Here is a 13,913-nt window from a genome sequence, read left to right on the forward strand (position 1 = left end):
TCGGGACTCGCCGCCGACGATACGCCGCCGAACCGAAGCGGCAAATCCACCCTCGGCCTGCCGCCGGATATTGTTCGGTGGCAACCACCGCCGCGGAGGGCGCCGGCCGGGCGCCCTCCGCGGCGGTGACGGCCGCTACGCGGGCAAGGCGCCGGAGCGCTTGGCGGTCCAGGTGGCCATGTAGTCCATCAGCCCGGGCGACAGGCAGTCATACGGTTCGAGCTTCAGCTCCCGCAGCCGGGCCCGCACGCCGTCCATGGTGCTGGGATCGACGCCCGACTCGATGATCGACGACACGAAGGCGGCGAAGCCCGGCTCGGCATAGCCGTCCCGGTCGAACCGCTCCGGATGGATGAAGGACAGCCCCTTGAACGGGTGGTCGCGCTCGACCGGCCCGTGCATGTGGACGCCGCACTGCTTGCAGGCGTGCCGCTGGATCAGGGCGCTGGGATCGACCACCGCCAGCTTGTCGCCGTTCTCCAGCACCGTCACCTTGTCGGACGGCACCACCGCGACGATCGAGAAGGCGACGCCCTTCGGCTTCCAGCATTTGGTGCAGCCGCAGGCATGGTTGTGGGCGACATCGCCCTCGATGCGCACTTTGACGGGACGGTCGGTGCAGGCACAGGTCAGCGTCCCGCCCTGGAAGCTGCCGGACCCGCGGCGCACGCCGCCATCGACGACCGGGTGTATGGAAACTTGGCCGCTCATAGCGTTCTCCCCTGAGGTTTGTTGTCCCGGATGGTCGTTCCGGTGGGAGTTTCGGACATGCGCGACGAAATCTCTATTGGTCCCTCGGATGAGAATTGGTGCCGGGATCGGGCGTCAGCCCAGCCCGGGGAGCGCAATGTTCGGGGCTAAAGCACCGCCGCCGTGTGCTCCGCCATCGCGGCGATGATGAGATCCCAGTCGTCGGGATGCAGCTCGTGGCCGCCGCCGTCGATGCGGACCAGCCTTGCCCCCACCACCGCATTCGCCAGCGCGGCGCCGCGCTCGACCGGGAAGATCGGGTCCGCCGTGCCATGGATGACCAGCAGCGGCGCCTGCAGCTCGCCCAGGCGGCCCCGCCACCGCTCGCCGCCCTTCAGCAGGAAATGGTTGGTCGCGCTGGCAAAATTCCTGGCCCGATCATAGTCGCGCTCGGCCAGCCGGCGGGCGGCGGCCGCGTCATGCGGATGCGCGCTGCCGGCGATCATGCGCGCGTCCCCGGTGATGGCGTCGATCGCCTGGCCGCGGTCCGACCAGTCGACGGCCGGGCCGGTCGCGGCATCCTCGGGATCGGCCGCCGCGGTCTCCGGCGGATCCGGCCTGTCGACGCCGACCGGGGTGGAGCTGATCGCGGTCAGCGAGGCGATCCGGGCCGGATGCGCCAGCGCGGCGAATTGCGCGATCATGCCTCCGGCCGACATGCCGACGAGATGGGCGCGGCGCAGGCCATAGCCGTCGAGCACGCGGATCGCGTCCTCGGCCATGTCGTCGAACCCGTAGGGCGGTTCGCCCGGCGGGTAGGTTGTCGACAGGCCGGTGTCGCGGTTGTCGTAGCGGATCACGTGGCGCCCCTGGCCCGCCAGGCGCCGGCAGAACTCGTCCGGCCACCACAGCATCGAGGCCATGGCGCCCATGATCAGCAGCACCGGCGAGTGGGTCGGGTCGCCGAAGGCCTCGGTCGCGATCTCCACGCCGTCGGCCCTGACCGTCTTCTCGCTCATCTCCCCCCTCCTCCGTCGATACCCGGGCGAGCCGGCCGTCCTAGGCTCCGGCCAGCTCGCGCAGCCGGCCCAGGCTTTCGGCCCGGCCCGGCCGCAGGCCCTGGCCGATCCACCAGCGTTCGACCTCGGCCAAGGCACGGCCGACCGCCGGGCCGGACAGGCCGAGCGCGACGATGTCGCGGCCGCGCACCGGCAGCGTCGGCACCGGCTCCTTCTCCGCGGCCGCCAAGGCACGCTTGAAGCTCCGGCGCTTCGGCGCCGCCGCCCAGGCCAGGCGGATGCGGTCGCGCGCGCCGCCGCGGCCATGCCGGTACAGCAGCAGCCGCACCCCGGCCTCGTCGGGCGCGTCCGCCATGGCATCGGCCCGCAGCCCCGCCAGCCGGTCGCGCTCCTCGTTTGACAGCTTCAGCCGGGCGGCCACCGGCGCCACATCGCCGCGCAGCAGCGCCGCCAGCCGCAGCACCGGATCGGCGCCGGGCGCCACCCGGACCAGGCCCTGCAGCCGTGCGATGTCGCCGTCCTCACCCAGCACATGCCGGGCGATGCCGGCATCGGCCATGACCTGCCACACCGGCACCGGGTCCGGCGCGGCCAGCAGCTTCAGCAGCTCGGCCCGGACCCGCTCACCCGACAGCCGGTCGAGGCCGCCCGCCGCCGCGGCGCAGGCGGACAGCGCCGCCGGGTCGGGGTCGCCCTGGCCGTAATGGGCGTGGAAGCGGAAGAAGCGCAGGATCCGCAGAGCATCCTCGGCGATGCGCTGCGCCGGGTCGCCGACGAATCGCACCCGCCCCTCGCGGGCATCCGCCACCCCGCCGAAATAGTCGTGGACGGCGCCGTCGGGTTCGGCCGACAGCGCGTTCATGGTGAAGTCACGCCGGGCCGCGTCGGCCCGCCAGTCGGCGGTGAACTCGACCACCGCATGCCGGCCGTCGGTCTCGACATCGACCCGCAGCGTGGTGACCTCGAAGCTCTTGCCGCCCGACCGCGCGGTGACGGTGCCGTGCTCCAGCCCGGTGGGGATGAAGCCGAGCCCGGCGTTGCGCAGCGCGGTCATCACCGCCTCCGGCCGCAGCGGCGTGGCGATGTCGACATCCGCCGCGTCACGGCCCAGCAGGGCGTTGCGCACGCAGCCGCCGACGAAGCGCGGGTCGAAGCCCGGGATCGACAGGGCGGCGATCACCGCCCGGGCGGCGGGATCGGTGGCCCAGCCCGGCAGCGACATCAGGTGGTGCGAGGGCATGTCGTAGGCGGTCAAGATGCGGTTCCGAGCAGCACGTCACGCAGATTGCGCAGGATGCCCGCGGTCACGCCCCAGACATAGCGGTCGCGATACGGGAAGGCGTAGTACTGCCGCTCGACCCCCTGCACGGTGATGCGGTGCAGCTTCGGGTTGCCGGGGGCCAGGATGAAGGCCAGCGGCACCTCGAAGATCTCAGCCACCTCGAACGGGTCGGGCGCGGTCTCGAAGGGCGGCACCAGCAGCCCGACGAAGGGATGGATCTCGAAGCCGGTGCGGCTGACATAGGTGTCGAGCCGGCCGACGATCTCGACCCGGTCACGCGTCAGCCCGATCTCCTCCTCGGTCTCGCGCAGCGCCGCGGACAGCGGGTCGGGGTCGCCGGGGTCGATGCCGCCGCCGGGAAAGCTGATCTGCCCGGCATGGGCGGTCAGGTGCGGCGTGCGCAGGGTCAGCAGGATGGTGTCGCCGTCCGGCCGCCGGATGATCGGCACCAGCACCGCGGCCGGCCGCAGCGCCGCCAGCGGCTTGAGGTCCGGGTTGAGGTCGTGGTCGCCGCGCGGGCCGGAACCATGGTCGCTACGTGACTGGCTCGGCCGGTAGCGCCGCAGCCGGTCCAGATCGACCGGTGCCGAGGGGCCCTCCGCGGTCACGCCTGGTCCAGCGGGAAGAAGATCCGATGGCTCCACACCCCCATCCGGCCGTCATGGCTGACGGCGATGTCGGCCAGCTCGTAGAACACCGGGCGCGTCAGCAGCGCCTCGAGCCCGTCCTTGACGTGGACATAGGGCGACGGCTCGCCGGTGTCGGGGGCGAAGGCGACGCGGATCGGGTGGTCGGGCCCGGCCTGGCACAACACATCGAGATTGGTGCGGAAAGTCAGGACCTGGTCCTCGCCGGAACCCTCGGCCTCGACCGCCACGGCGACGAAGGGCGCGTCGTCGACCGTGATCCGCCCGCGCTCGGCCGGCGTGATCAGCCAGTAGTCCCCGGCGGCATCGCGTCGCAGCACGGTGGCGAACAGCTTGACCAGGGCGATCCGGCGGATCGGGCCGCCATGATAGTACCAGGTGCCGTCACGGCCGATGCGGATGTCGTAGGCCTCGTCGGCGGCGGTCGGATCGCGCCGGGCCCCGGCCAGCGCAGCGCCGACATCGGCCGCGGGGGCTGGAGTCTGACCCGGCGACGTTTTGCCCGCCTGCGTTTTGTTCGACTCGTCTTCGCTCAATTCCGCCATACTCTTGCAATAGATCCGTCAGACCACCGGCAGAGCGGCCCGCCCATGCAAACGACCGTTTCGTCCTCGCCCGAGCTCGACACGCCGGCCACGCCCGGCGACATCGATGCGGCGGGTGAACGCCTGTCCGCCGTGCGCACCATGATCGGCCGGGTCATCTTCGGCCAGCAAGAGGTGATCGACCAGAGCCTCATCACCATCCTGGCCGGCGGCCACGTCCTGCTGGTCGGCCTGCCCGGCCTGGCCAAGACCCGGCTGGTCGAGACACTGGGCACCGTGCTGGGCCTGGAGGAGCGGCGGGTGCAGTGCACGCCGGACCTGATGCCGGCCGACATCCTCGGCTCCGAGGTGCTGGAGGAGGCCGAGAACGGGCGCCGCAGCTTCCGCTTCCTGCCCGGCCCGGTGTTCTGCCAGCTGCTGATGGCCGACGAGATCAACCGCGCCAGCCCGCGCACCCAGTCGGCGCTGCTGCAGGCGATGCAGGAGCACCGGGTGTCGATCGCCGGCCGGTATCTGCCTTTGCCCGAACCCTTCCATGTCCTCGCCACCCAGAATCCGCTGGAGCAGGAAGGCACCTACCCGCTGCCCGAGGCACAGCTCGACCGCTTCCTGATGCAGGTCGATGTCGGCTATCCCGACCTGGCGGCCGAGCGGCGCATCCTGCTCGCCACCACCGGCGTCGCCGAGGCCCAGATCGAGCCGGTGATGAGCCCGGATTCGCTGCAACGGACCCAGCGCCTGGTGCGCCGCCTGCCGGTCGGCGAGACCGTAATCGAGGCGATCCTGTCGCTGGTTCGCGCCGCCCGGCCCGATTCGACCGACCTGCCCGAGGTTCAGCGCATGGTCGGCTGGGGCCCCGGCCCGCGCGCCAGCCAGTCGCTGATGCTGGCCTGCCGCGCCCGCGCCCTGCTGACCGGCCGCCCGTCGCCGTCGATCGACGACGTCGCGGCGCTGGCCCATCCGATCCTGCAGCACCGCATGGCCCTGACCTTCGCGGCGCGCGCGGATGGCGCGACGATCACCGATGTGATCGACCGGCTGGTCGCGCGTCTCGGCTGAGGCCGCGATGGCGCTCGCCCCCCCGCCCCTGACCGGCGCTGCGCGGCGCAAGGCCGCCGATGCGCTGGCGGCCACGCTGCCGCCCCTGCTGGTCGCCGCCGACCGCATCGCCGCGACGGTGGCCCAGGGTGTGCACGGGCGGCGCCGGGTCGGGGTCGGCGACAGCTTCTGGCAGTTCCGCCGCTACCAGCCGGGCGAACCGGTCGGCCGGATCGACTGGCGCCAGTCGGGCAAGACCGAAGGCCTGTTCCAGCGCGAGACCGAATGGGCGGCGGTGCAGACCGCCTGGCTGTGGCGCGACGCCTCGCCCTCGATGGACTACCGCTCCTCCAACGCCCTGCCGACCAAGCGCGAGCGCGGCGAGGTGCTGCTGCTGGCCCTCGCCTCCCTGCTCAACCGCGCCGGCGAGCGGGTGGCGCTGATCGGCGGCGGGGCACCGCCGGCGACCGGGCGGGCCAACCTGCTGCGCCTCGCCGCGGCGCTCGACCATTCCGCGCCCGATGACGGCACCAAGGCGGTGCCGTGGGAGCTGCGGGTGCCGCGCCACGCCGCCATGGTGCTGCTGAGCGACTGCCTGGCCCCGCTGGAGGAGATCGGGCAGTCGGTCGCGGCCTATGCCGCACGCGGCGTCCGCGGCCACATCCTGCAGATCCTGGACCCGGCCGAGGCGACGCTGCCCTTCGAGGGTCGCATCCGCTTCGAAGGCATCGAGGAGGTCCAGTCGGCGCTGATCCCGCGGGTGCGGTCGGTGCGCGACGCTTATCGCGACCGCCTTGCGGCGCATCAGGACGGTCTCGCCGCGATCGCCAGGACCGCCGGCTGGAGCTTCGCCATCCACCGCACCGACCGGTCGCCCGAGGCCGCGCTGCTGGGCCTGTGGGCGATCATGTCCGGGGCCACGACCGGCAGGGCCAGATGGTGATCCTCGGCGCGCTCGTGTTCCTGGCCCCGGCCATCCTGGCGGCGCTGATCCTGCTGCCGGTGATCTACTGGCTGCTGCGGGTCACCCCGCCGGCGCCGCGCCGCCTGAGCTTCCCCGCGATCCGCCTGCTGCTGGGCCTCGACGCCCAGGAGGAGACGCCGGAGCGGATGCCCTGGTGGCTGCTGGTGATGCGCCTGGCGCTGGCCGCGCTGATCATCGTCGCCCTGGCCCATCCGGTGCTGAACCCCGCCGCGGCGCTGCCGGGCAACGGCCCGGTGCTGCTGGTGGTCGACAACGGCTGGGCCGCCGGCAAGGCCTGGCCGCAGCGCCAGGACGCCCTGCGCGCCGCCGTCGACAAGGCCGAGCGGGCCGGCCGCGAACTGCTGCTGCTGCCCACCGCGCCGACCGCCCCGGGCGAGCCGGTCGCGGTCAGCCGCCTGCTGCGTCCCGGCGAGGCGCGCGGCGTGATCGACGGCCTGGCTCCCAGCCCCTGGCCGACCGACCGGGCCGCGGCGCTGAAGGCGGTCGACGCGCTGCGCCTGTCCGGCGGCACCCATGTCGTCTGGGCCGGCGACGGCATCACCACCGAAAAGGATGCGGCCGGCGTCCGCGACTTCGCGGCGCGGCTGCAGCGTTTCGGCGGCCTCGAGGTCCTGACCCCGCCGGCCTTCGACCTGGCGCATCTGGTCGGGACGCCCGAGGTGGTCGACACCGCCCTGACCGTGCCGGTCCGCCGCGCCACCGCCGTCGGCGACGTGCCGCTGGTGCTGCGGGCCACGGCCGAGGACGGCCGGCCGCTGGCCCGGACCGAGCTGCGCTTCGCCGCCGGGCAGCGTCAGGCCGAGGCCCGGTTCGACCTGCCGTCGGCCGCGCGCAACGCCATCGCCTCGGTCTCGATCGAGAGCGAGGCCACGGCCGGGGCCACGGTGCTGGTCGACGAGCGCTGGCGCCGCCGCCCGGTCGGCCTGGCCACGCCGCAGGACACCGCGCGGGCCCAGCCGCTGCTGACCGAGAGCTACTATCTGGACCGGGCGCTGGAGCCCTTCGCCGAGATCCGCCGCGGCAGTGTCGCCGAGCTGCTGGGCGGCACCCAGCCGACCGACCGGCTGGCGGCGCTGCTGCTGCCGGACGGGGCACTGTCCTCCGACGCCGACCGCGAGGCCGCCGACCGCTGGATGGAGGGCGGCGGCGCCCTGATCCGCTTTGCCGGGCCGATCCTGGCCGCCAACCCGGACGCGCTGGTGCCGGTGCCGCTGCGCTTCGGCGACCGCACCCTGTCCGGCGCCATGTCCTGGACCGAGCCGATGCCGCTGGCGCCGTTCGACGCCGCCAGCCCGTTCCAGGGCCTGACCATCCCATCGGACATCCGCATCCAGCGCCAGGTACTGGCCGACCCGTCGCCGGACCTGGCCGACAAGACCTGGGCCCGGCTGACCGACGGCACCCCGATCGTCACCGCCGAGCGGCGCGGCCGCGGCTGGCTGGTGCTGATCCACACCACCGCCGGCCCAGGCTGGTCGAACCTGCCCTTCTCCGGCCTGTTCGTCGACATGTTGCGCCGCGTGGTGGCGCTGGGCAGCGGCGTCGGCGGCGACAGCGGCCAGGCCAGCCTGCCGCCGGTGCGGGTGCTGGACGGCTATGGCCGGCTGATCCCCCCGCCGCCCCTGGCGCTGCCGATCGCCGGCCCCGCCTTCGCCACCACCGTGCCGGGACCGGAGCATCCGCCCGGCTTCTACGGCACCGAGGACAACCGCCGCGCCCTTAATCTGGGAGCCGCCGTGACCAGCCTGGAGCCGTTCCCCGACCTGCCCGCGGGCGTCACGGTGTCCAGCTACCAAGCCCCGGTGGAGGTCGACCTGCGGCCCTGGATCTTCGGTGCGGCGATGGCGCTGCTGATCATCGACGGCATCATCGCCCTGGTCATGCGCGGGTTGCTGACGCCGCCGCGGCGCACCACCGTCGCCTCGGTCCTGGTCGCCGGCCTCGCCGCCGCGTCGCTGCTGGGTCCGGCGCCGGCGCGGGCCCAGGACGACGCCCGGATCATCGCCATGGCCAACCATGTCCGCCTCGCCTATGTCGAGACCGGGCAGCAGGATGTCGACAGCGTCAGCCAGGCCGGGCTGGAGGGCCTGGCCCAGGTGCTGCGCGACCGCACCTCGGTCAACGCCGAGGGCGCCGTCGGGGTCAATGTCGAGAGCGACGAGCTGGCCTTCTTCCCGCTGCTGTACTGGCCGGTGACCACGGCCCAGCCGGCGCTGTCCGATGCCGCGATCGCCCGGCTGAACGCCTTCCTGCGCACCGGCGGCACCATCTTCTTCGACACCCGCGACCAGGCGGTCGGGGGTGGCGGCGCCCTAGCCGGCCCGGGCGCCCAGAAGCTGCGCGAGCTGACCCGCGGCCTCGACATTCCGCCGCTGACACCCGTGCCGCCCGACCACATCCTGACCCGCGCCTTCTACCTGATGCAGGATTTCCCGGGCCGCTACGCCGGCGGAGACCTGTGGGTCGAGACCGGGGACGCCACCGTCAATGACGGCGTGTCGACCATCATCATCGGCGCCAATGACTGGGCCGGCGCCTGGGCGATCGATGCCGGGGGCACGCCGATGCTGCCGGTGGTGCCGGGCGGCGAGCGCCAGCGCGAGATGGCGTTCCGCTTCGGCGTCAACCTGGTGATGTACGCCCTGACCGGCAACTACAAGTCGGACCAGGTGCATGTCCCGGCGATTCTGGAACGGCTGGGCCAATAGATGACCGACGCCGCCTCCGTCGCCCTCTCACCCCTGCTGCCCTGGATCGTCCTGGGGCCGCTGCTGGGGCTGGCCGTGCTGGCCCTGCTGGTCGGCGCCTGGCGCCGCGCCCCGGGGCTGGGCTGGCGCACCCTGGCCGCCGCCATGCTGGCGGCCGCGCTGCTGAACCCGTCGCTGGTCGAGGAGAAGCGCGACCCGATCCACGACGTCGCGGTGGTGGTGGTCGACCGCTCGCCCTCGGACCAGATCGAGGACCGCCCGGCCCGGATCGATTCGGCCGTGGCCGAGCTGCGCACCAAGCTGGCCGCCTTCCCCGACCTCGACACCCGCTTCGTCACCGTCGGCGAGGGCGCCAACGCCTCGCTGGACGAGACCCGGCTGTTCGAAGCGCTGGGCGCGGCCACGGCGGACGTGCCGCGGCGGCGGCTGGCCGGCGCCATCCTGGTCACCGACGGCCAGGTGCACGACGTGCCGACCGACCCGGCGGCCCGCACCGCCTTCGGCCCGGTCCACACCTTGCTGACCGGCCGCAAGGACGAGATCGACCGCCGCATCGTGGTCGCCCAGGCGCCGAGCTTCGGCCTGGTCGGCCAGGACGTCACCGTGACCCTGCGGGTCGACGACCTGCCGAAGGGCGAACCCGGTGCCGTCGCCACCGTGACCGCGACCAAGGACGCCGGCGCCCCGGAGGCGCTGCAGCTGCCGGTCGGGCGCGACACCCAGGTGACCTTCCGCCTCGACCATGGTGGGCCGACCGTGTTCGAATTCGCGGTCGAGGGCCTGCCGGGCGAGCTGAGCCAGGCCAACAACCGCGCCGCCATCGTGGTCAACGGCGTGCGCGACCGGCTGCGCGTGCTGCTGGTGTCGGGTGAGCCGCATCCGGGCGAGCGAACCTGGCGCAACATCCTGAAGTCCGACCCGTCGGTCGACCTCGTCCACTTCACCATCCTGCGCCCGCCGGAGAAGCAGGACGGCACGCCGATCAACGAGCTTTCACTGATCTCCTTCCCGATCCGCGAGCTGTTCGAGACCAACCTCAAGGATTTCGACCTCATCATCTTCGACCGCTACCGGCGGATGGGGGTGCTGCCCAACCTCTATCTCGGCAACATCGCCCGCTACGTGCAGGAGGGCGGCGCCTTCCTCGAGGTCTCCGGCGAGGCCTTCGCCGAACCCCTGAGCCTGTACCGCACCCCGATCGGCAACATCCTGCCGGCCGAACCGACCGGCGAGGTGCTGGAGCAAGGCTACCGCCCGACCGTCACCGAACTCGGCCAGCGCCATCCGGTGACGGCGACGCTGCAGGGCGCCACCGACGGGCCGGGCGGCGGGCCGAGCTGGGGCCGCTGGTTCCGCCAGATCGACGTGGTGCCGCATGGCGGCAACGTGGTGATGACCGGGGTGGGCGGCCGGCCCCTCCTGATCCTCAACCGGGTCGGCGAGGGCCGGGTGGCGCAGATGGCGTCGGACCAGATCTGGCTGTGGAGCCGCGGCTTCGAGGGCGGCGGCCCACAGGCCGAGCTGCTGCGCCGCCTGGCGCATTGGCTGATGCGCGAGCCCGAGCTGGAGGAGAACGTGCTGCGGGCAGAGGCCGCCGGCCAGCGCATCGAGATCCACCGCCGCAGCCTCGACCGCAGCAACCCGCCGGTGACCGTGACCGATCCCGACGGCAAGACCCAGAGCCTGGCGCTGACCGAGGCCACGCCCGGCCTCTACACCGGCCGCCTCACCGCCCAGGGGCCGGGCATCTACCGCGTCAGCGACGGCGACAAGACCGCCCTGGCGGTGGTCGGCACGCTGAACCCGCCGGAGCTGAGCGACATGCGCGCCGTGCCCGACAAGCTGGCACCGGTGACCGAGACCAGCGGCGGCGGTGTCGCCTGGCTGGCGACCGACGGGGTGCCGAGCATCCGCCGCACCCGGCCGGACCGTGCCGCCGCGGGCACCGGCTGGATCGGGTTGCGCGGCAACGGCGACTACACCGTCACCGGCATGACCGAGACGCCGCTGCTGCCACCGCTCGTCGCCCTGTTCCTGGGCCTCGGCGGGCTGATGGCGGCCTGGCGACGCGAGGGGCGGTAGCGCCCGCTCTTGGTGCCGGCATTGTCGCCATCGGCGAGGAAGCGTAGGATTATCCGATAATCCGATCGATCGTCGGGCCAGGTCCGGTGATGGGCCCGGCGACCGCTCTGCAGCTTGTTGCAGCCGTAGCTCTTCCGTCGGGCCATGACATCTTTTGATCACAAGGCGGTCCTTATCGTTGGCGGACGGCAGATCGCCGGCGAGGCGCGTTCCCATGCATGGATGGGCAGGGCCGCCGCCCGCCGACGCGATGAGAAGCCGTTCGACGAGGACTGACACCGTTCAGGGAGGCCGAAATGACGAAAGTGAGCTGGGTCGTGAAGGCGACGGAGCTTGCCAACTGCAACTGCGCCTATGGCTGCCCCTGCCAGTTCAACGACCTGCCGACGCATGGGCATTGCCGTGCCGTGGTCGGCTTTCTGATCGAAACGGGACATTTCGGCGATGTCAGCCTCGACGGGCTGCGGGCCGTTGGCCTCTACGCCTGGCCCGGGCCGGTGCATGAGGGCAAAGGCACCATGCAGCTGGTCATCGACGAGCGGGCCGACGCCGCCCAGCGGGACGCGTTGCTCAAGATCATGACCGGCGAGGAGACCGAGGACATGGCCACCATGTGGTGGGTGTTCGCCGCCATGAGCCCGACCCGGCTCGAGCCGCTGTTCCGGCCGATCGAGATCGAGATCGATGTCGACCGCCGACGCGGCCGGTTCGTCGTGCCGGGGCTGGTCGAGACGACCGGCGAGCCGATCCGCAACCCGGTGACCGGCGCCGAGCACCGCGTCCGCATCGACCTGCCGAACGGCTTCGAATACCGCTTGGCCGAGATCGGCAGCGGCACGACCAAGGCGGCCGGCGGGATCGAGCTGGACCTGGCGGGCACCTATGCCCAGTTCGCGCACATCCATCTCAACAACGCCGGCATTGTGGCGTAACCGGCGGCGATGGACACGGGTGCTGCCCCATCCGCGATCGAGGCGGTGCTCCGCCGCGACCGTCTGGTGACGCTCGTCGCCCTCGCCTGTGTCTGCATTGCGGCCTGGATCTATGTCGGCCTCGGCATCGGCGTGGAAATGCCCGGTATGGAAATGCCCGGCATGGAGATGCCTGGCACGGCGATGTCCATGCCGATGCCCTGGACCGGCGCCTATTTCGCCCTGATCGTCGCGATGTGGGCGGCGATGATGGTGGCGATGATGCTGCCCGGGGCGGCGCCGATGGTGCTCACCTATGCCGCGCTGCAGCGCCATCGCCGGCGGGCCGCGCCACAAGCGGCGACCGCCCTGTTTACGCTCGGCTACCTGACGATCTGGGCCGGCTTCAGCATCCTGGCCGCCACCCTGCAATGGCGCCTCGATGCTCTGGCCCTGCTGTCCCCGGCGATGGCGACCGCCAACACGGTCCTGGCCGGCGGCGCCCTTGTGATCGCCGGCGCCTACCAGCTCACCCCGCTGAAGCGCGGCTGTCTCGTCCGCTGCCGGTCACCGGTCGAGTTCCTCACCCGCCACCATCGGTCCGGACCGTTCGGCCTCGGCCTTCGCCACGGCCTCTTCTGCCTCGGCTGCTGCTGGGCGCTGATGCTGCTGCTGTTCGTCGGCGGCGTGATGGATCTCACCTGGATCGGCGTCATCACGCTGTTCGTGCTGCTCGAAAAGACGGTGCCGGCCGGCCGCTGGCTCAGCCGCGTCACCGGAGTCGGCCTGATCCTGTGGGGCGGCTGGACGGCGCTGGTCGTTCTGTAGGCGCCCAGGCAGGGCCGGAAGCGGTCGGCCCCCGGCTCCCCTCCTCTCCTCAGTTCATCACGATCTCGACCCGGCGGTTCTGCGGTTCGCGGACGCCGTCGGCGGTCGGCACCAGGGGATCGGCCTCGCCGACGCCGCGGACCGCGATCAGGGTGTCGTCGACACCGTCGGCGACCAGCTGGCGCCGGACCGCATCCGCCCGGCGCACCGACAGCGCCTGGTTGTAGGCGTCGGTTCCGGACCGGTCGGTGTGGCCGGTGACGCCGATGCGGGTCGATTCGCCCCGCAGCGCGTCGGTGGCGGCGGAGGCGACGATCGACGTCGCCTCGGGCGTCAGCTTCGAACTGTCGAAGTCGAAGAACACGAGATAGCTGCGCTCGCCGGTGGTGACCGGGCTGTCCGGCACGGTCTGCGCCGCGGCCTGGCCGAAGTCGAAGGTGTATTTGAAGCCGGCCAGGATGGTGTGGTTGTTAGGGGCGCCGACCTTGATCTTGGTGTCGCCCGAGGTGGTGTTGCCCTCGGTCTCGCCGAAATAGCGATACTCCAGATTCGCCGCCCAGTTCGGCGTGATGGAGTAGGACACGCCGGCGATGCCCTGGTAGGCGAACAGCGGTGAGCTGAACTCGGTGTCGATGTCGGCGTCCTTGACCTTGACCTTCCAGGTGTTGAAGCCGACGCCGATGCCGCCGCCGACATAGGGCACGAAGGGCGAGCCGAACTCGAAATCGTAATAGACGTTGGCCATCAGCCCGATCGTCCGCTCATGGCCGTCGACGTCGACCTTGACGTCGCTGGCACCCGGGACCGCGAACCGGCCCCGGCGGAAGGAATCGAAGCCGAACAGCACGTTACTGATGTCGTTCTGGCGGAAGCTGGCCTCGAGGTCGGTGCGGAACGCGCCGAAATCGTAGCCGATGTAGACATCACCCGCGACCGCCGCATCGAGGGAGACATCGGCACGGCCTTTGGTGGTCGGGTTCGAGAAGTCCCAACCCTGAGTCTGCGGGATGTTCACCCCCGCCCCGGTGCCGAGATAGATGCCTCGCGCCTGCTGGGCCATCCCGGGCGTGGCCAGCAGCGCGACCACGGCGCCCGCAACAAACACTGCCAGAGTTTTCATCTGCCGCCTTCCTGATCAGAGTCAAACCGAAGGCCGCGCCCTCCCCGACGCCCCACTG

The 13,913-nt window shown here is 72.0% G+C and carries 12 protein-coding genes; 6 read left to right on the plus strand and 6 right to left on the minus strand.

Going from position 1 to position 13,913, the window contains the following annotated elements:
- Positions 1 to 135 precede the first annotated feature (135 nt).
- The 5 genes from gfa to AB4112_RS20370 all read right to left on the minus strand — a co-directional run bounded on the left by gfa (position 136) and on the right by AB4112_RS20370 (position 4,174).
- Entirely contained in the window at positions 136 to 711 is a 576-nt protein-coding gene (gene gfa / locus AB4112_RS20350; RefSeq protein WP_309797419.1) for an S-(hydroxymethyl)glutathione synthase, read from the minus strand.
- Between the two features lie 146 nt (positions 712 to 857).
- Complete coding sequence (locus AB4112_RS20355; protein ID WP_309797417.1) at positions 858 to 1,709, minus strand: alpha/beta fold hydrolase; 852 nt, start codon at positions 1,707 to 1,709, stop codon at positions 858 to 860.
- Between the two features lie 40 nt (positions 1,710 to 1,749).
- Positions 1,750 to 2,964 (minus strand): CCA tRNA nucleotidyltransferase, encoded by a 1,215-nt coding sequence (locus tag AB4112_RS20360; protein WP_309797415.1) that lies wholly within the window; start codon positions 2,962 to 2,964, stop codon positions 1,750 to 1,752.
- Complete coding sequence (locus AB4112_RS20365) at positions 2,961 to 3,599, minus strand: CoA pyrophosphatase (RefSeq protein ID WP_309797413.1); 639 nt, start codon at positions 3,597 to 3,599, stop codon at positions 2,961 to 2,963. Before AB4112_RS20365 ends, AB4112_RS20360 begins: the two co-directional genes overlap by 4 nt.
- On the minus strand, positions 3,596 to 4,174 hold the full coding sequence (locus AB4112_RS20370; protein WP_309797411.1) for a DUF1285 domain-containing protein: 579 nt from the start codon (positions 4,172 to 4,174) through the stop codon (positions 3,596 to 3,598). The genes AB4112_RS20365 and AB4112_RS20370 overlap by 4 nt, the downstream gene beginning before the upstream one ends.
- A 54-nt stretch (positions 4,175 to 4,228) precedes the next feature.
- Between AB4112_RS20370 and AB4112_RS20375 the strand changes: the two genes are divergently transcribed.
- The 6 genes from AB4112_RS20375 to AB4112_RS20400 all read left to right on the plus strand — a co-directional run bounded on the left by AB4112_RS20375 (position 4,229) and on the right by AB4112_RS20400 (position 12,735).
- Positions 4,229 to 5,242, plus strand: coding sequence for an AAA family ATPase (locus AB4112_RS20375; RefSeq protein WP_309797409.1), 1,014 nt, complete (start codon positions 4,229 to 4,231; stop codon positions 5,240 to 5,242).
- A gap of 7 nt (positions 5,243 to 5,249) precedes the next feature.
- A complete protein-coding gene (locus AB4112_RS20380; RefSeq protein ID WP_309797407.1) occupies positions 5,250 to 6,164 on the plus strand; it encodes a DUF58 domain-containing protein in 915 nt (304 codons plus the stop codon).
- Complete coding sequence (locus tag AB4112_RS20385; protein WP_309797404.1) at positions 6,158 to 8,914, plus strand: DUF4159 domain-containing protein; 2,757 nt, start codon at positions 6,158 to 6,160, stop codon at positions 8,912 to 8,914. The genes AB4112_RS20380 and AB4112_RS20385 overlap by 7 nt, the downstream gene beginning before the upstream one ends.
- Positions 8,915 to 10,996: a hypothetical protein gene (locus AB4112_RS20390; RefSeq protein WP_309797402.1), complete on the plus strand. Its 2,082-nt coding sequence runs from the start codon at positions 8,915 to 8,917 to the stop codon at positions 10,994 to 10,996.
- A gap of 296 nt (positions 10,997 to 11,292) precedes the next feature.
- Complete coding sequence (locus AB4112_RS20395; protein ID WP_309797401.1) at positions 11,293 to 11,928, plus strand: DUF1326 domain-containing protein; 636 nt, start codon at positions 11,293 to 11,295, stop codon at positions 11,926 to 11,928.
- A gap of 9 nt (positions 11,929 to 11,937) precedes the next feature.
- The gene (locus AB4112_RS20400; RefSeq protein ID WP_441722632.1) at positions 11,938 to 12,735 is read left to right on the plus strand and encodes a DUF2182 domain-containing protein; all 798 of its coding nucleotides are present in this window, start codon (positions 11,938 to 11,940) and stop codon (positions 12,733 to 12,735) included.
- Positions 12,736 to 12,784: 49 nt separating this feature from the next.
- On the opposite strand, the gene AB4112_RS20405 is transcribed toward AB4112_RS20400, so the two are convergent.
- Positions 12,785 to 13,855 carry an OmpA family protein gene (locus tag AB4112_RS20405; RefSeq protein WP_309797397.1) on the minus strand — a complete coding sequence of 357 codons (1,071 nt, stop codon included), beginning with the start codon at positions 13,853 to 13,855 and terminating at the stop codon, positions 12,785 to 12,787.
- Positions 13,856 to 13,913 lie beyond the last annotated feature (58 nt).

It is taken from the genome of Inquilinus sp. 2KB_23 (genome assembly GCF_052115705.1).
GTDB lineage: Bacteria > Pseudomonadota > Alphaproteobacteria > DSM-16000 > Inquilinaceae > Inquilinus > Inquilinus ginsengisoli_A.